22 protein-coding genes and 1 pseudogene are annotated in these 16956 nt (G+C 56.4%); 6 read left to right on the forward strand and 17 right to left on the reverse strand.

Annotated features, from left to right (window positions below; translation table 11 throughout):
• Positions 1 to 24 precede the first annotated feature (24 nt).
• The 13 genes and pseudogenes from C4J89_RS07700 to C4J89_RS07755 form a co-directional block, all read right to left on the reverse strand.
• Complete coding sequence (locus tag C4J89_RS07700) at positions 25 to 483, reverse strand: phage virion morphogenesis protein (protein ID WP_124414143.1); 459 nt, start codon at positions 481 to 483, stop codon at positions 25 to 27.
• Positions 473 to 955 (reverse strand): phage tail protein, encoded by a 483-nt coding sequence (locus C4J89_RS07705; RefSeq protein ID WP_124414144.1) that lies wholly within the window; start codon positions 953 to 955, stop codon positions 473 to 475. The genes C4J89_RS07700 and C4J89_RS07705 overlap by 11 nt, the downstream gene beginning before the upstream one ends.
• Positions 952 to 1137: pseudogene (gene lysC, locus C4J89_RS27015) on the reverse strand (Rz1-like lysis system protein LysC); the annotation flags it as partial. The pseudogene lysC and the gene C4J89_RS07705, both read right to left, overlap by 4 nt.
• Complete coding sequence (gene lysB / locus C4J89_RS27115; RefSeq protein ID WP_124414145.1) at positions 1052 to 1495, reverse strand: Rz-like lysis system protein LysB; 444 nt, start codon at positions 1493 to 1495, stop codon at positions 1052 to 1054. The pseudogene lysC and the gene lysB, both read right to left, overlap by 86 nt.
• Positions 1492 to 1695 (reverse strand): hypothetical protein, encoded by a 204-nt coding sequence (locus C4J89_RS07715; protein ID WP_057704552.1) that lies wholly within the window; start codon positions 1693 to 1695, stop codon positions 1492 to 1494. The genes lysB and C4J89_RS07715 overlap by 4 nt, the downstream gene beginning before the upstream one ends.
• Positions 1692 to 2537 (reverse strand): N-acetylmuramidase family protein, encoded by an 846-nt coding sequence (locus C4J89_RS07720; RefSeq protein ID WP_124414146.1) that lies wholly within the window; start codon positions 2535 to 2537, stop codon positions 1692 to 1694. Before C4J89_RS07720 ends, C4J89_RS07715 begins: the two co-directional genes overlap by 4 nt.
• A complete protein-coding gene (locus tag C4J89_RS07725; RefSeq protein ID WP_124414147.1) occupies positions 2534 to 2812 on the reverse strand; it encodes a phage holin family protein in 279 nt (92 codons plus the stop codon). The genes C4J89_RS07720 and C4J89_RS07725 overlap by 4 nt, the downstream gene beginning before the upstream one ends.
• A 1-nt stretch (position 2813) precedes the next feature.
• A complete protein-coding gene (locus C4J89_RS07730; protein ID WP_124414148.1) occupies positions 2814 to 3167 on the reverse strand; it encodes a putative holin in 354 nt (117 codons plus the stop codon).
• 27 nt (positions 3168 to 3194) lie between these two features.
• Positions 3195 to 3407: a tail protein X gene (locus C4J89_RS07735; protein WP_065932283.1), complete on the reverse strand. Its 213-nt coding sequence runs from the start codon at positions 3405 to 3407 to the stop codon at positions 3195 to 3197.
• Positions 3407 to 3868: a head completion/stabilization protein gene (locus C4J89_RS07740; RefSeq protein ID WP_124414149.1), complete on the reverse strand. Its 462-nt coding sequence runs from the start codon at positions 3866 to 3868 to the stop codon at positions 3407 to 3409. The genes C4J89_RS07735 and C4J89_RS07740 overlap by 1 nt, the downstream gene beginning before the upstream one ends.
• A 100-nt stretch (positions 3869 to 3968) precedes the next feature.
• Positions 3969 to 4688 (reverse strand): phage terminase small subunit, encoded by a 720-nt coding sequence (gpM, locus tag C4J89_RS07745; protein WP_124414150.1) that lies wholly within the window; start codon positions 4686 to 4688, stop codon positions 3969 to 3971.
• An 11-nt stretch (positions 4689 to 4699) separates the two neighbouring features.
• Positions 4700 to 5707, reverse strand: coding sequence for a phage major capsid protein, P2 family (locus C4J89_RS07750; protein ID WP_124414151.1), 1008 nt, complete (start codon positions 5705 to 5707; stop codon positions 4700 to 4702).
• Between the two features lie 45 nt (positions 5708 to 5752).
• Entirely contained in the window at positions 5753 to 6631 is an 879-nt protein-coding gene (locus tag C4J89_RS07755) for a GPO family capsid scaffolding protein (RefSeq protein WP_080520522.1), read from the reverse strand.
• A gap of 152 nt (positions 6632 to 6783) precedes the next feature.
• Between C4J89_RS07755 and C4J89_RS07760 the strand changes: the two genes are divergently transcribed.
• The 3 genes from C4J89_RS07760 to C4J89_RS07770 all read left to right on the forward strand — a co-directional run bounded on the left by C4J89_RS07760 (position 6784) and on the right by C4J89_RS07770 (position 10544).
• The gene (locus C4J89_RS07760; protein WP_124414152.1) at positions 6784 to 8541 is read left to right on the forward strand and encodes a terminase ATPase subunit family protein; all 1758 of its coding nucleotides are present in this window, start codon (positions 6784 to 6786) and stop codon (positions 8539 to 8541) included.
• On the forward strand, positions 8541 to 9593 hold the full coding sequence (locus C4J89_RS07765) for a phage portal protein (RefSeq protein WP_124414153.1): 1053 nt from the start codon (positions 8541 to 8543) through the stop codon (positions 9591 to 9593). The genes C4J89_RS07760 and C4J89_RS07765 overlap by 1 nt, the downstream gene beginning before the upstream one ends.
• A 156-nt stretch (positions 9594 to 9749) precedes the next feature.
• A complete protein-coding gene (locus tag C4J89_RS07770) occupies positions 9750 to 10544 on the forward strand; it encodes a DNA adenine methylase (protein ID WP_124414154.1) in 795 nt (264 codons plus the stop codon).
• Here C4J89_RS07770 and C4J89_RS07775 read toward each other — a convergent pair.
• A complete protein-coding gene (locus C4J89_RS07775; RefSeq protein ID WP_124414155.1) occupies positions 10541 to 11221 on the reverse strand; it encodes an SOS response-associated peptidase family protein in 681 nt (226 codons plus the stop codon). The genes C4J89_RS07770 and C4J89_RS07775 overlap by 4 nt on opposite strands.
• A gap of 83 nt (positions 11222 to 11304) precedes the next feature.
• On the opposite strand from C4J89_RS07775, the gene C4J89_RS07780 reads away from it, so the two are divergent.
• Positions 11305 to 11514, forward strand: a complete 210-nt coding sequence (locus C4J89_RS07780) for a hypothetical protein (RefSeq protein WP_124414156.1) — start codon at positions 11305 to 11307, stop codon at positions 11512 to 11514.
• Here the strand turns inward: C4J89_RS07780 and C4J89_RS07785 are convergent.
• On the reverse strand, positions 11493 to 12218 hold the full coding sequence (locus C4J89_RS07785; RefSeq protein WP_124414157.1) for a hypothetical protein: 726 nt from the start codon (positions 12216 to 12218) through the stop codon (positions 11493 to 11495). The two genes, C4J89_RS07780 and C4J89_RS07785, sit on opposite strands and share 22 nt — an antisense overlap.
• Before the next feature lie 1240 nt (positions 12219 to 13458).
• On the opposite strand from C4J89_RS07785, the gene C4J89_RS07790 reads away from it, so the two are divergent.
• Positions 13459 to 15237, forward strand: coding sequence for an ATP-dependent endonuclease (locus C4J89_RS07790; RefSeq protein WP_124414158.1), 1779 nt, complete (start codon positions 13459 to 13461; stop codon positions 15235 to 15237).
• A gap of 141 nt (positions 15238 to 15378) precedes the next feature.
• Here C4J89_RS07790 and C4J89_RS27120 read toward each other — a convergent pair whose 3' ends face one another.
• Both C4J89_RS27120 and C4J89_RS07800 read right to left on the reverse strand, forming a co-directional pair.
• Positions 15379 to 15594 (reverse strand): hypothetical protein, encoded by a 216-nt coding sequence (locus tag C4J89_RS27120; protein WP_124414159.1) that lies wholly within the window; start codon positions 15592 to 15594, stop codon positions 15379 to 15381.
• 407 nt (positions 15595 to 16001) lie between these two features.
• Positions 16002 to 16244 (reverse strand): CopG family ribbon-helix-helix protein, encoded by a 243-nt coding sequence (locus C4J89_RS07800; RefSeq protein ID WP_124414160.1) that lies wholly within the window; start codon positions 16242 to 16244, stop codon positions 16002 to 16004.
• A gap of 213 nt (positions 16245 to 16457) precedes the next feature.
• Here C4J89_RS07800 and C4J89_RS27125 point away from each other — a divergent pair, with 213 nt between their 5' ends.
• On the forward strand, positions 16458 to 16622 hold the full coding sequence (locus C4J89_RS27125; protein ID WP_256681784.1) for a hypothetical protein: 165 nt from the start codon (positions 16458 to 16460) through the stop codon (positions 16620 to 16622).
• Positions 16623 to 16956: the final 334 nt, after the last annotated feature.

The raw sequence follows: 16956 nt of genomic DNA on the forward strand, positions 1-16956 counted from the left end.
TTCGGCGCCTTGTAGGAAGGGGGGTTACAGTGTCAGGTGGGTCAATAAGCTGTCGCGGATCAAATCGAGGTCTTCGTCCGTAAAGCCCAGTAACTCGCGTTGTTCGTAGCGTACTTCGGGCGCGTCGCGCTCTGCGCGGTCCTTTAAACCGAGTTGGTGAACTCTGGCGATCCGGGCAATGCGCCCTGTGAAACTAACGATAGCGGCGTCGCTATCGCCTCGAGCTTTCATGTAGGTCGCGGTGCGCAGCTTTTTGAACATCTCAACTTTGCGCCGGATGCGGCCTTGCTTGCCGCGCAAGTCGCGCTTTTTCCGGGGTGCGAACTTGCTACCATCCGGGTTTTGCTGCATCAGCACACGCTTCTGCTGGCTACGCCGCAGGTCCTGAGCGATGGAGCGGGCGAGTTGATTGCGGGCTGCTGGCTGCAGTTGATCCAGCAGTCCGGACGCCCAGGTCTCAAGCGCTTCCAGCTTATTTGTCATCGGGGACCATCCATTCGCTGGCGTTGCCTTGGGAACCCGGTATCCAATTCGGATCGAGATAACCCGCCACTCGTTGTGGCTCACCGACATGGCGAACAGTGGTCTTACCTTGCTCATCCGTGCCTACCACCACCCGTTCCGTTAGGCGCAATGTAAGGCCGAGATCCACTTTTTCTTTGTCGAGAATGTCGGCTTCGAACTGAATACCGTTCTGCATTTTTTCGTAGTTTTCCAGCAGCTCCGGTTGGTTGATGCTGATCCACCCCAGTACGGGCAGCATCACACTGTCAGGATGCCCCGCGAAGGCGGTCAAGATGATCTGCAAATCGTAGCTGTACTCAAAGGAAAGGCTCGCCGCAGCCGTGCAGCGGACCTTGCCGTTGTCGATGAAGATCAGCAACAGGTCCGGGTTGTGTTTCAGCTCGGCAACGGTAGCCAACAGGTGAGCGCGCAGGCTCTCATGCTTGTTCATGGATGGGCCTGCTGGTGTTTGTAGACCATGTCGACCTGGGCGGCGCAATCGGCCCAGGCGGCTTCGGCGCGGTCTTCGTCGGTGAGCAGGTCACCGTTAGCGGCTGGGCTTGTCGCTGGCAGTTGGCACGGCACCACGGCCGGACAGCCAGTCACGGTAAGCTGCGGCGCCGGTGAGGGCGGGGCGCTCGCGCAGCCGGCGAGCAGCGTCAGGCAGAGGCTGAACAGCCCAGTTGCGTAGTTCGTCGTTCTCACGTTTCAGTTCCTCTATGGTTCGCGCGCGCTTGGCCAGAGCCTGGCGCAGCTGGTCCTGCTGGGCGCGCAGAGCGGACTGGCTTTCGCGTTCCTGCTGCAGGGTGGTGGTGAGAGTGTTGACGGTGGCCAGGTTACGGTTCGCGTCTTCGCGGGCTGTTTTGGCGGCGTCATTTGCCCGCGCGGTTTTTTCCTCGGCGGCGTCTATGCGCTGTTGCTGGCCCCAGATCAGCAGCGCCAGGGCACCGAGCAGCGCAATGCCGTACAGAGCCTGGCGCAGGGTGCTCACGCCCGGTACCAGCCGAGTTTGTTCATGGCAGCGGTGTCGAGCTGTTTAATCGGGCCGCGCACGATTACTGCCCTTGCGTTGTTCATCAGCTGGATGCACTCGGCCAGCCGCACCATGTCTTCCTGTTCGGTCGATTCCGGCACCACCAAAAGGTCACCGTCCTGCACCCTCAGTTTTTGAACCGCTTCGAAGTCGATCATGCCGCCACCCCTTTCCCGCACTCGCAGCTGGCGTGCCGCTCATAGGCTCGCTGAAGCTTGGTGTCGTAGAGGTTGCGCAGATAGTCCGGCCCGTTGTAGAGACGTGCAAACTCGGCCCATTTGCGGGCCTTTAAAGCCTTGTGCAGCACCGGGTCCGTCTCGATGAAGCGAGTGAAGGCGTCGAATTGCTGCGATTCGCCGGCGCTCATTGCCGCCACAAAGTCCTGAACGCTGGCGTAGCCAAGACGTTGCCAGTGGTAGCCCATGATTTGAAAGGCGCCCCAGGACGCCGATTCCAGTGCGGCCGTGTCGTCGATCTGGCGGGCCATGGCCAGGCGTTGGTGCTCGGCGGTACCGCCGATGTAACCACCGGCCTTCGGGTTGACCAGGGCGGGATTCGTCGCAGCAAGTTCATCGGCGTGACGCTTGATCTGCGCCGGGTCATCACCGGTGTGTCGAACCTTCGCGAGCTGTCGGTACATGACGTGCCGTTCGAACAGGATCACCGGCTTGCCGTTTTCCAGGAAGCCTTTGCCTTTCGATTCCACTTCGTTGACGGCGTAGATAGTCGCCAGCGGCACGCCGAGGCGTTCAGCAGCGGTTACCAGGTCGTGGTTGCGCAGCAGTTGGGCACAGTCGCCGCCTGCCAGGCTGGATTGGGTCTTGGTACCGGCAACGCCATCGGCTACCAAGCCAACTTTCAACTGGTAGGCGCGTACGGCGATCTCGGTGGCGTCACCGTAGTGACCGTCCGGCACCAGGTTGGCACCGTACCTGTTGAGGTTTTTTTGCAGAATCAGCACCGCCTGTGAGCGGTCGCCGTGGCGAAGGGTGGTGGTCATGAACTGGGCCTCAACAGGGCGGCGACGTTGCCGCGTGAACGGAAAATCAGGATGCAGAGCAGCACGATGGACGAGGCCTGGCCGAGGCTCGTGGGCTGGCGCTCCAGCAGGATTTCCAGACCGCAGATGCACAGCACGGCACCAAAAAGGCTTGCAAGAAGAGAGATGCTGCGCCGGTACCGGGCATCGCCTCGGGTGTAGCAGGCCAGGCGCAATGCACTCAGCAGGTACGCGATTGCCGTGACCAACTGCACGGCCAGTTCGATGTTCGGCATATCAGGCACCCCCTCGGATTCGACGCCAGATGTCCCAGATATCCGCCTTTTCTACCCACACCATCAGTTTGATGCTGATCGGGATGACCACCAGGGCACAGATAAACGCGCTGCCGCCGCTGGTGATGAACGGGATTGCTTTCAACGCCATAGGTGCGAACAGATAGCCCACCCCAGCGGAGAGGATCAGGGAGCCCAGGCGCTGCCAGACCTTGAGGTCGCGCTTAAGACTGGTCACCAGCCATGCGCCGAGGATCGCGCCGAATAGCGCTCCGTCGTCGATCACGGGGGTAACGGTGGACAGGCCCAAGCCAATGAGCAGGCCGGACACAACGCTGGAAGTCGGATCAGCCATGGTGTGGGTTTCCTTGGTAGCAGTGGGTCAGTCCCATAGGTTCACCATCTGCCGTTGGGGCGCGCTGGTTTGGGCTTCGGGCATGTTGATGACGAGGCCTTGCGGCAGGACGGGGCCGTAATCGGCCAGGCCGGGGTTCGCCTGCAGCACCGCTTCGGTAACGCCCGCGGTTCGGCCGTAATACCGCCAGCACAGGGCGTCGACGGTGTCGTTTTGATTGGCGCGGACGGCGACGGCCATCAGATCAGCTCCACGGTGGTGCGGCTTTTTTCGAGAAAGTCACGCACCGCCCAACGCAGATCGCGGCGGTAGTCATCGATGGTAGGTGCGACCTCTTCGGCCTTGTTGTTGCCGGTGTTGGTGGCGCTGTAGTCACGAAAGCGCTCGCAGACTTCGGCGCCGGTACCGGCCTCGATCGCGCGGCGGTAGAGGTGAGCCTTTACCGATACGTCTTTGATCCGATCACCTGGTACAGCGTCCAACGTGGCGTAACCAGCTGCCTGTTGAGCTGCTCGCCAGTCACTCAGCTCGCGGTTGAGGTTGATAGCGGCAGAGATCACGGCGGTTTCCAAGCGGGCTGGGGTGACGCTGGCGTCGATGCGCAGGGTGGCGCGCAGGCTATCCAGGTCAATCGACGGCCAGAACGGGTCGGTGTTGATGTGGCCGCTGGCAACGGTGCCGCTGGCTACAAATGCGCTCATGAGACTGCACTCGAAAATAGGTCGCCGGTGGTCGGGGCTTCACGTTCAGGAGGAGCGGCCTGGCCGATCCGCCCCGAGCCGGCGGGGTGCGTGGGGACGCTCAGTTAGCTGCTGGAGCAGCGTATTTTTTTAGGAGACGCTCGACGCGCTCCAAATCCTTTTTGCCACCGCAGTTGGTGTTCAGCTCGATGGCGCGGGACAGATATTTTTTCGAGGACTCCAGGTGACACAGGGCGGCCACCTTGCTTTCCGACGTGTCGTCGTCCGAAACCATCTCTGCGAAAGCTTTGCCCAGGGCCAGATGCAGCTTGGCTTTAGCCTGGTCGGGCATGTCTTCTTCACCCGCGATTTGCTCAGTGCGCAGCAGCAGCTTCACGTCGAACGTGCCACCGGCCTTCTGCGCCTTCAGGGCGACTTCGGCAATTTCTTCGGCAACGATGGTGCCGGTAGTGCGTTCGAAGCGGTCAGGCATGAGCAAGGCGTGCTGGATGACGTACTCGGCAATGTCCAGGGCGCCGGCAAAGTCGCCGGCATCCATTCGCCAAACCATCAAAGTGGTTAGCACCTGGTCCTGCGCGCCTTTGCCGCCTGCCAGCACGCCTTCCACGTATGGGACGTATTCGGGCAGCAGTTGCTTTTTCAGCTCTGCTTTGCCTTCGGTGGACTGCACCTGTTTCAGGCGCAAGTAGTCCTGCTGAAGTTTCGCCAGGTGCAGTTCGTAAACAGTGGAACCTTCCATGGTCATGGCTGGGCCGGCCACAGCGGCCGCTGCGACGGCTGCCGTGACGCGCTGGAAGTGACGACGGCAAGGATTGGTCATGGTTGCTCGCCTTAGCTCAGGGTGATGTTTTCGGCCATGGCTGCGCAGCCAAGGTCTTCGATCACGTAGGCTTCGTTGACCGACTCGTAGTTTTCGATACGGTCGCGTTTGGCGTTATCCACCACCGTGCGGCGGCGGGTGCCTTCCTGCCAGTAGATCGACAGGTTGTCGAGGCGGGTAACCAACAGGCCGTTCGGCGGGAAGTGAGGCACTCGCACCGCCGGCAGGTTGCCGATGCGCTTCTGGCTGGTGACGATATCGGCCGCGAGCATTTCGGTCGGCGCTTGGGTTTTGTTGATGATCGGGAAGTACTTGTCGGCCAGCAGCTGGCGACCGCAGATCACCACCAGGTCAGTATCTTCCTGGTACCAGGGCTCGATGAACTCGTTGACCATGCTCACGACCAGGGCGTCGATGTTTTCGAAGTCCTTGCCCGCGCCGATCTGGATCTTGCCGCTGCCGTCGACCACTTCTTTCATAACGCGTGCAGGGTTCTCCAGGCGCATCTTTTGCAGCCATCCGACGTTAACGTCCTGCAGCAGCTTGTTGATGTCCGGTTTAGAGGTCGCCGCACGGCTGGTACCGTTCCAGCCAATCATGATCCGGTTGAGCGCCTGGGCCCGGATGATGGCGTCACGGATACGCGCCTGAAAGTCTTTGAACTTGGCCCATTGGTCCAGCTTCTGGTAACGCAGGCCGGTATCGAAGTTGGTTTGGGTGCAGGTGTACCCACGGTTGTCGAGGCCGGTAGGATCGCGTGGCTCGCGGTCTTGCTGGGTGGTATCGGTGGTGCCGGCAATAGTACCGTCGATACCGATGCCGATTTTTTCGCCCGATTGCTCAGCCACGCCATAGACGTTGATCGAGCTGAGAAACGCGCTCGACTCCTGCATCCGGGTTTCCAACGTCTGTGCAACGGATGGAGCAGCTGTGAATTTGGTGGTGACGTCGCTCACGCCGTGCAATTGGGCGAGTTGTTGCAGGTAAGCGTTGAAAAGAACGCGAGTATCGTTACGCATGGTGTTCTCCGATGTTCCTTGGCTGGGTGTTGTCCGTGATCTGGATTAGCAGTCGGTGACGAGCGCGCCGTCACCGCCCGTAGCCGGCGGGCGAACGGAGTACTGCGGTTTCTGGCCGGTGGTGTCCGGGGTTTTTTCGAGCTGTTGAACCAACGCCGTGAAGTCGGCAGACAGCTTTTCGTGAGCGGTCTGCAGCTTTTCGCGGGCGGTTTTTTCGGCGGTAAAGGCTTCGCCCTGACCGGCGACATGCTCGGCCATGGCTTCAACAGCCTCGCCGAGTTCAGTGAATAGGGCGGCGTCCTTGCCTTCCTTGTCCTTGCTCTTGCCGAGTAGGTCGAGAACGCGGCTAAACAGGCCTGCGACTTTGCCGCTTTCGTCCTCAACTTCTTCGAATTCAAGTTCGATCTCGACGACCTCAGAAAAGAGGTTGCCGGGGTCGCGTTTGCGACTGGTCAGCGGGTTCATGTCCGGGTGTTGGGCGCTGAACGTCAGCATCTCAGTGCCCAGGCTGGCCGGGGTATCGGTAACGGCAATGCCGTCCAAATAGGCGCGGCCGGTGTCGGCGAATTTCGGCCGAATCTCGATGCTGGTGTACAGCTTCTGCCGTGCTTTGTTCATGGCGATCAGGTCGGAGGTCGGTTCGATTTGCGCGAACAAGGCCAATTTTTTGGCCCCGGCAATCTCCACCTCTTCCGTCTTCAGCGCGACGACATCGCCGTAAGCGCGGAAAGGGCTATCCGGCAGCAAGCTGCGCATGTGCTCAATCCAAACCCGCGCACCGTAGGTGTTCTGGCTGTAGGTTTCGGCAGCGTCGACCAGCCATTGGCGCTCGATCTGACGACCATCGGTAGTGGCGCCTTCAACGGCGACACGGAAGAACTTGGAGCGTTGTTTCTTGGCTGGGTTGTCGGTTTTGCCGGCCATGCGTGAATCCCTCAGTGCGGTGGCAGTCTGCCTTGGCGATGAGCGCATGTTGTTGAGCGCGGGCGCGACGGGCAACGAGGCGCTGTTGTAGATCGTTGATCTACAAGGGGCGGAGGGGGAACTGTTCGCGCGCGGGCGGCAGCATCTGCGCCATGAATGCCATCGTCGAATTACCTACCGATCACCGCCGCCACGCCAAGCACCTGTATTGGCAGGGCTATCGCGTGTGCGAGATCGCTGAGTTGATCGGGGAGAAGGAAAAAACACTGCACAGCTGGAAGGCCCGTGACGAATGGGACCGGGCGACACCGCTGGAGCGTATTCAGGCAGCGACCGAAGCCCGCTTGGTGCAGCTGATCCTGAAAGACCCCAAGTCAGGGTCCGACTACAAGGAAATTGACCTGTTGCACCGCCAACTGGAGCGGCAAGCCCGTATTCAGCGCTTCAACGACGGCGGTACCGAAACCGAGTTGAACCCGAACCTGGCTAAGCGCAATGAGGGACCGAAAAAAGCGCCGAAACGCAACGAGTTCGACGAAGAACACATCGAAAAACTGACCGAAGCGTTCATTGATGGCTGTTTCGGTTACCAGTTGGATTGGTACAAGGCCGGCAATCAGCGAACCCGCGCGATACTCAAGTCACGGCAGATCGGCGCGACTTACTATTTCGCCCGTGAAGCGCTGATCGATGCGCTGACGACGGGTCGCAACCAGATTTTCCTGTCGGCCTCGAAAAACCAGGCGCACATCTTCAAGGCTTACATCCAGGCTTTTGCCCGTGAGGTGGTGGGTGTTGAGCTGACCGGCGATCCAATCATCCTGGGCAATGGCGCCGAGCTGCACTTCCTGGGCACCAACGCTCGGACGGCCCAGGGCTATCACGGCAACTTCTACTTCGACGAATTTTTTTGGACGTTCAAGTTCAAGGAACTGAACAAGGTCGCCAGCGGCATGGCGATGCAGAAGCAATACCGCCGGACCTACTTTTCGACACCTTCCAGCATGGCCCACGAAGCCTATACGTTCTGGACTGGCGAGCGTTTCAACAAAGGCAAACCGGCGGCGCAACGGGTCAAAATCGACGTTTCCCACGATGCCCTGCAACAGGGCCGGCTGTGTGAAGACCGGGTGTGGCGGCAGATCGTCACCATTTTGGACGCTGAAGACCGTGGTTGCGACCTGTTCGACTTGGACGAGCTGCGCCAGGAATACGATGCCGAGGCTTTCCAGAACCTGCTGATGTGCCAGTTCATCGACGACGGTGCCAGCATATTCCCGCTTGCGATGCTGCAGCCTTGCATGGTGGACAGCTGGGATCTATGGGCCGAGGACTACAAACCGTTTGCCGCGCGTCCGTTTGGAGATCGCCAGGTTTGGGTGGGCTACGACCCAGCTGAGAACGGCGACAGCGCTGCATTGGTGGTAATTGCTCCACCGACGGTTCCCGGCGGCAAGTTCCGGGTGCTGGAAAGACACCAATTCCGGGGGATGGACTTTGCCGCCCAGGCCGAGTCGATTCGCCAGGTCACCAGGCGCTACTGGGTGACTTACATCGGTATCGACATCACCGGTATGGGGTCTGGTGTGGCCCAGTTGGTGAAGCAATTCTTCCCGAATATCACCACGTTCAGCTATTCGCCTGAGGTCAAGACGCGCCTGGTGTTGAAGGCGTACGACGTCATCAAGAACGGCCGTCTGGAGTTTGATGCCGGTTGGACGGATATGGCGCAGTCGTTGATGGCTATTCGCAAAACAGTCACCGCCTCCGGGCGCCAGTTCACTTATACGGCCGGTCGCACCGACGAGACAGGCCATGCCGACTTGGCGTGGGCGACCTTCCACGCCCTGCATAACGAGCCTCTTGAAGGGCAGACCACGGCGAATACCGGATTTATGGAGTCCTATTGATGAGCAAACGTAAGCGCGGAACCCAACTGAGCACCGTTCAGCAACCCATTGAGGGGGACGTGCTACCCGCTGAATCCGGCCCGGTCGAGGCATTCACCTTCGGTGATCCGGCGCCCGTGCTCGATAGCAGGGAGATCCTCGACTACCTGGAGTGCTGGGCCAATGGGCGTTGGTTCGAAACACCTATGTCCATGGATGGGTTAGCCAAGACGACCCGCGCCAGTGTTTACCTGCAGTCCGGCCTCAACTTCAAGCGCAACATGCTGGCCCGCACGTTCGTTCCACACCGGCTGTTGAGCCGTCAGGCCTTTGAGCAGTTCGCCCTGGACTGGCTCTGGTGCGGCAACTGCTACCTTGAAAAGCGCAACAACATGCTGCGCAACACCATGGGCTTGCTGCCGCCGTTGGCGAAGTACATGCGTCGAGGCGTCGACATGGAAACCTATTACCAGGTGCGCGGCTGGAAGGATGAGCACGAGTTTGCACCAGGTTCGGTTTGCCACCTACGCGAGGCCGATATCAATCAAGAGATTTATGGGTTGCCGGAGTGGCTGGCAGCGCTGCAGAGCGCGCTGCTCAACGAGAGCGCCACGCTATTCCGTCGCAAGTACTACAACAACGGCAGTCATGCCGGATTCATTCTGTATATGACCGACGCGGCGCAGAAGGAAGAGGACATCGACTCCCTGCGCACAGCGCTGAAGAACTCGAAAGGGCCGGGTAACTTTCGCAACCTTTTCGTGTACGCGCCGGCCGGGAAGAAAGATGGCATCCAATTGATCCCGGTGAGCGAGGTTGCTGCCAAGGACGAGTTCAGCTCGATCAAGAACATCAGCCGCGACGATCTGCTCGCGGCTTTGCGTATTCCACCCCAATTGATGGGCATCGTGCCGCAGAACGCGGGCGGTTTCGGGTCGTTGCGAGAGGCTGCTGAAGTTTGGGCGGTCAACGAGCTGGAGCCGTTGCAGGCCAGGCTGGCCCAGGTTAACGACTGGCTGGGTGAAGAGGTTGTCAGCTTCAAAGAATTTGAGCTTCCAACGGGGGGGAAGTAGTACCCCCGCGCAGTAAACGAGGCGACGAGCGTGTGCGCTAACACCCGCTCGACGCTGAATCACTCGAACACGCCGAGTGCTCCAACCAAGGCCTCGCCCCACTGCGCAGGGGGTGCGAAGCCTAAGCGAATCCAATTTTCAAAACAAGGATCACTTATGAGCACACCGATTATCCCGTGGATGGGCGGCAAGCGTCGCCTGGCAGATCGTCTTATTCCACTGTTCCCGCCGCACGAATGCTATGTCGAGGTCTTTGCCGGCGGCGCCGCGCTCTATTTCATGCGTCCCCAGGCTGCGCCTGTCGAAGTACTCAACGACATCAACGGTGACCTGGTGACGCTGTATCGGGTCGTTCAAAACCACTTGGAGGAGTTCGTGCGCCAGTTCAAATGGGCGCTCAGCTCCAGGCAGGTGTTCGAATGGCAGAAGATGACCCGGCCGGAAACCCTGACCGATATTCAGCGGGCGGCCCGTTTTTTCTACCTGCAGCACCATGCCTTCGCCGGCAAGGTCAGCGGGCAGACCTTCGGTACCGCCACCACCGGCCCAGCCATCAACCTGTTGCGGATCGAGGAAAACCTGTCTGCGGCCTGGCAACGGTTGTCTGGCACCTATGTCGAGAACCTGGGCTGGCTTGAATGCGCTGAACGCTACGACAGACCGCACACCTTCCACTACATGGACCCGCCTTACTGGCAGACAGCTGGCTATGGGGTGGACTTTCCGTTTGAGAACTATGAGCGGATGGCCGACTTCATGCGGCGTTGCAAGGGCAAGGTGATGGTGAGTATTAACGACCACCCAGATATCCGCCGGGTGTTCGAGGGCTTTCACTTTGAAACGGTGGATATTCGGTACAGCACGGCGAATCAGCGGCAAGGCAAAGCAGAAGTGAGCGGGGAGCTGATCATCATGAACTGGGAGCCGAACGCCTTCGGCGGCCTGTTCTAGCGCATTGGCTGGATCAAACTGGGTCCTTTGTTTTTTACGTTACCGACCGCGACGTCGACCTTGAACCATTCAAAGGCCTCGGCCGGCTCGCCTTGATGCAACACCATCTGCTCGGCACGTTCCTTTGGCGTTGCCGGGTCCAACCATTCACGGGCCAGGTCCGGGGTTAACACCACGGGCCTTCGGTCGTGGATGTCCACCATGCCCCCGACACTGTCTGCGGTAATAATCACGAAGCCGTCATGCTCGCCTGGTCCGTGATCGACGTCGGGCAGCTGACCGATCGATGCGCACAGCACTGGCGCGCCATCCCTCCGGCGGATCAGGTAGGGCTGTTTTTTGGGGCCGCCTTCGTCAACCCATTCAAACCAGTTATCTATTGGCGCGATTGCGCGGTATGGCCAGATCGAGCGGAAGAACGATCCGTGCGCGACTTTCTCGACTCGGGCATTGATTGGCGCAGCTCTGTCCTTTGCCCAATGCGGTCGCCACCCCCAGCGCACCGGGTCGGCATGCAGCAGGTCGCCCTGCAGGTGCAATAGAGCAACCTGGGTGGTTGGAGCCACGTTGTAACGATCAAGCGGCAGCTCACCGACGGAATTTGCCAGGGCATTAGGCATGCTCAATGCCGCAACGAAGTCATGAATGCCGCTGTATTGTGAAAGTCGTCCACACATAACTATCTCCGCTCGTCGGTCCTGGTGAACAGCCGCGCTCCGGCCGGCCTCTACCCAATAGACACCGACGCCGGAGATTTGTCATGACAACCGACATTCGTCAGGTTAACGAGATGGAAGCGTGGCATGCGCTTCTCAATGGCGCTGAGTTTGAGGCGGGGTCGCCAGAGTACCGCTATGAAACACGCCTCGCCCTGGCGGATAGCATGCTTGAGCGCAAGGTGATCGACTGCGGCGAATGGAGGGAGTTGGTTGAGGAAGCGGTCGCCGCTTATGCAAGCGACGCTGGTTGATTATCGCCTTTGGGGACAAAGCCCTGACCTAAGCACATCATGCAGTCCTCGCGCAGGCCGAAGCGATCATTACAAGCTGTGCACTTGGTGAATTTGGCGGATAGTAACAACGGCCTGGCTATCCTATAACCTTCAAAATCGCGCTCTTCCAAGGTCACCTGCGCGCAATCTACAAGTGTCCGATAGGCGTCCGCGTCACCGATGATCGGGTAAACCTTCCCATTTATAACTTGTGCGGTCTGCATCAGATCGTACAGCTCGCCTGATGGCGCGGTAAGCAGCAGCCCATTTATCCGCCAGACCTCCTTGTCAGAGCGAAATATCAAGCGCAGGTCAGGTTTGTTGCCAATCACTTTCCCGTCAAATCCGTCCGCACCTGGGCCAGTGGCTGAATAGTACGTGTTGGCGGTGATCCGCCCAATGCGCTCTGATGTGGACCTATCCACTACATCATAGTCGCCGCCAAACATGTACCCCTCGGCGGCGGTAGCCAGCTCTTCAACGGCGTGCCAGTAAGCCGCGTCAACCTGCTCGTCCATTTCAAACTTTTCCAGATCATCAATCACGCCTGCCTCCAGCATGTCGCGGGTTTCCCACCGGCAACTAACTCTGTGTGCCTCGGGGTGATCCATGCGGTACACGTTGTCGTCCAGCATCCCTCGCCATTTTGCGAGCCAGGCCTGTTTGAGTTCTGTAGGGGTCATGAGGGTGACTGCTTAATTTTTACTGTATGCGTATACAGTAATCGAGGTTTGCCCAAGACGCGATTTGAGGCGACGAACTGTAGCGGAGGAGGGAGGGCTGTTTGCAGGAAAGAGGGTCTGGAGGGATGAAGATCGGTGGTTCTACGACGTGAAAAAGCCCTGTACAACATAGCATTTTGGGCAGGTCACAACAAGGCTTAGCACTCGTTGGAGCCAATAAACACGGGGTCGGCGCTGTTCTGAGGCATTGGTCGGGACCCTCTCGGACAGAAGGCGGGCGGCGCGGCGCTGCGGCGCTTGCCCTCCTCGATCTGGATGGGGGGTTGACGTGCTACACGGCGCGGGGAAGTGACGTGCTACAGGCCGTGGGTAGGAGGGTCTGCACCTGGCGCGCGCCGTCGTCCCCCCACCTCGCCTGCGGGCTAAATGGGTCGTTTTTTCTGCGCACCTGCGGACCACTCTCGGCGGCGCAGGCTGGGCGCTTGCTTGGCGTTTTGGAGGGGACAGAAACCTGCGGAACCCTGCGAGGGTGGATGTTTTACGCAACGCTTATAAGCACGCACGAACGGCTGAAATTAGTAGGTGCCTCGGGAAAAAGGTTAGTTTTTTTTTGAAGGGGTGCTTTGGGCTTGGAAGGCCCGTGTTTGTTGGGCTTGAGACCTAACTTTGATGGGTTAGGTTGGGTTAGGTTAAAGGTTAGCTTTTCGTAACTAGCTGTTTTTAAAGGAATTAAAATATTGAATATTTAACACTGACAAAGGTTAGGAAATAACCAGACCTAACCGAGAATCTAACCCCACCATCCCTTCGAAAAGCCATAAGAAACAAGGCCTTCAGGGCAGCCAGAAAAAAACTAACCCTCCTAACCTCTTTCCCGTGGGTCAACATGAAAAGCTGTAAATTCTAAGGGACCGGGGCTGGCGGAGGTTCGCTAGCTGTTGCGCGTGAACGCTGTCGCACAGACACTTCGAGACTATAATAACGATCATCAGTCTGGCTTGCCGGTGGGGCTGTGCCTCTGGAGGCATCGAGAGGATGCGACAGATGGAAGGGCGCGGTTTGAACCTGGTTCTTAGCTTGGGGAAATTTAAATATCTAGTAATGCGATTGCACCGTTCGGAGTGAGACGACTTCGAGCAATTCAAAGGCGATACTTGGTGGCACACTGCGTGTTATTTAAAGATGTCTAAAAAAGCGGAACAGTTGTTATGTATAATTTAATCAGAAGGCTGAGGGTGATATGCTGCTAAAGGGATTTGGTTTTTCGGGGTATCGAAGTATTGGCGATAAACTTGTTAAGTTGGCTCCCTTAAAAAAGGTAAATTTTATTATAGGTCAAAATAATATTGGTAAATCTAATATTATTAATTTTCTTTTTCATCACTACCCTACGCTTTTACGTGGAGTAAAAGGCGAGAAGATAAGCGACGCTATTCAACTGTCCGCGATAGATGAGCATATTTCGAAAGGTAAGGTCGATCGTAGAGTCGCTTTTAATATGCAGTTTTCTGAGATTGATGAGTATCTTTGGGGGAAAATTGGCAGCGAAGGCTCTAGTCAGCATGTGGAGTTAGCGAAAAAAGTACTGATGAGTCCAGGGTTTAATGACGGGGCGAGGCTGTGGTTCGTTTATATATACGATAAATTAAAGAAAAAATTTGCCTTGGTTTATGATCGAGAGCAAGTGGAGGGGGCACTTAACCCCAGCGAATGGCAGATTTTATGGGCGGCTTTAACTAAGCAGGGTCGTGGGAATTTAAAGGATCATTGGATTCCGGAAACAATGCTAGCGCTTGCTTATTATCCAGATACTATCCCGAAGATTGAAGTAATTCCTGCAATTAGGAAAATTGGAGCTTCGGGAACTCAGGCTACGGATTTCAGCGGAGAAGGGATAATCGAACGCTTGGCGAAAATCCAGAACCCGACTTTGCAACTTCAAAAAGATAAATTAAAATTTACTGCAATAAATAATTTCTTATCCGATGTGCTCGAAAATTTAAGTGCTTCAATAGAGATACCTCATGATCGAGATATGATACTCGTTCATATGGACGGTAAAACCTTGCCACTAGAATCCTTGGGGACCGGTGTGCATGAGGTTATCATACTTGCAGCGGCCGCTACTCTGCTCGAGGATAGTATATTATGTATAGAAGAGCCCGAGCTGCATTTGCACCCTTTGCTTCAGCGGAAGTTGGTGGCCTACCTGAATAATAAAACTAATAATCAATATTTTTTTACCACTCATTCTGCGCATCTATTAGATGCTGTAGAGGCGGAGATTTTTCATGTTACTCAAATTGAGGGCGCTACTGAAGTCGAGGCTATATCGAGCACCAGGCAACGTTCAGAAATTTGCAGTAATCTTGGTTATAAAGCTTCCGATATTTTGCAGGCTAACTGTGTTATCTGGGTTGAAGGACCTTCCGACAGAATATACTTGAATTATTGGATCGCTACACTTGTTGATAGTTTTGTGGAGGGCGTGCACTATTCAATAATGTTTTACGGCGGCCGACTATTTAGCCATTTGTCGGCACTGGATAGCGATGAGCAAGAAAGGCTTGAAGATTTTATAAGTATTAGAAAGCTTAACAGGCATTCGGTGATAATGTTTGATAGTGATAGGTCTAGCGCACATGCTAAATTGTCCTTAACTAAGCAGCGGCTGCAACAGGAGTTTGACGTTGGCCCTGGATTTGCGTGGGTTACAAAGGGGCGAGAAGTTGAGAACTACTTAGATGAGACATTGGTCGAGGCAACAGTTCTTGCGGTCCACCCTTCAGCGAAATCACTGGAAAGCCGTGGGCAATGGGCGAATCTTCTGAGGTATTACAAGACCAAGGGAGGAGAGATAAAAGAGGCGAGCAAGGTTAAAGTGGCACAGCATTATACAGCTAATTATGTTGCTGACTTGAAACGCTTAGACTTAGAGAAGCAAATGGAAAGGCTTAGAATTTTCATACTTGAATCTAACCACCAGTTTGATGGTATGTATCCTATAGAGTATCGATAGTGCTAATGCGCTTGTGCTAGCGCTGTTCGGCTTTCTTCAGGCGCTATGTTGGGGTGGGGCTAATTTTCATAAAAGCAGGTGATGAAGAGATTCAAACGTTCGATACGTTTGAATCTTTTTCCGCATTGTCAACAAATTTATTTATGGACTATCCTGCCTCCTCAGCCTCGCTAAGCCTTGTTTAATGTGGCCTGCGTTATCACCAAGCGTTTGAAGGGCGCCACGGACGTTCCCACCAGTCGTCAACTCGCCACGCTCTTCCGTCCATAACGCCAGCTCCATGATTGCCGCCTCTAACGCCAGTTGGTTCTCATACATTCTTTCAAGCACATCCGCCAGTGAGTATTCGCTCGCCATCAGTATCGCCCTTGTTCCGAAAGCACGAAGCATAGCAGCGGATGTACGCGGAGGAGATATGTGCGAAGAGCTACGGTGCTTGGCAGCGGAGTGGTACAGAAGTGGTACGGAGATTTTTATGGTGGCCTATAGGCTACGTGTTTCAAGGTCTGTAGCGTTAGTAGTTCCAATCCATCATGGGGGCGACGGAGAAGCGGCGGGAGAGGGGGGCGGATTGTAGGGGCATTGGGGGATCTGAGTTAGCGAGGCGAATGGGGCGCAGTTTATCAGGGATGGGTCTTGGGTGTGGGGGAGGCTTGTTTTGCGGCTTTCACCACTTCGAACGAGGACGTTGACGTGTGTGGAGTACGCCAAGGAGAGCGATATAGTTCGCTCCGTCCTCCATTTTGAGTGCTTTTTCAAGCAACTCAATCTGCATTCCGGCTCCAGCACCTAGCGCGCATGGCCGCCACTTGGGCATCGGTGGCGAATTTGCCTTCATCGGCGTCTTTTAGCGCCAGCTTGATCTGAGCGGTCAGTGTTTTTTTGTGCTCGCTGTAGTCGCGAAGAACGTCCATTGCCAAGTAGCTCGGTGTCTGGCCGTTGTTTTTGGCCAAGTCGGCGAGAGAATTGGACAGGTCTTCAGGCAGGTTTAGGGATATTCCAGTCATGGCAGCCTCGATGAGGGGCGGTTGTGGGGCATCTTACACCTTGGTGCGCTTGGTTGACTCAGCAGTCCGTCGTGAGGTGTATCTGGAAGTGAATTGCTTTTTCTCTGGCTACTAAAACTTAGGTATCGTGTCCTGGCCTCGTTATTCGCCCATGAGTGACGCGGTCCACGTCATGAGCTTTCATATAAGCCAACAAACGCGAGGTCAAAAGTTATGACCAAGAAACCTAGTCTTGAAAGGGGGGATACGGTGAACCCGGAATGGTCGGCTGAGGACTTTGCTAAGGCCAAGCCAGCCAGCGAGGTGTTTGTGGGATTGTTTGGCCAAGCTCAGGCGAAGGAAATGCTCAAACCCAAGCGCGGGCGGCCAAAGCGGTAGCCACTAATAGAGCATGTTAATGTTCGTTTTGATGCTGACGTGCTGGAGCGATTCAGGGCTTCGGACCGGGCTCGCGAACGCGAATGAACGCCGCTTTGCCCCATTGGCTCAAGACGCATACACCGGATGAGCTAAAGGCCTACGACATAAGCCGCGGATGATGCGGCTTTTTGCTGTCTTGTGATTAGCTTTTCCTCAGCGATGGTATAAATCTGTCCCTTTTTTCCTAGGCAGTGTGCAGTGTTTTTCGATCCGTCCGACGATTTTCGGGGTCTGACTCGTCGGCGAAAAGTTATAGACGAGTGCCACATTCCAAATTTTTTTGATGTCACGT

Source organism: Pseudomonas sp. R4-35-07 (genome assembly GCF_003852235.1).
Classification (GTDB): Bacteria; Pseudomonadota; Gammaproteobacteria; order Pseudomonadales; family Pseudomonadaceae; genus Aquipseudomonas.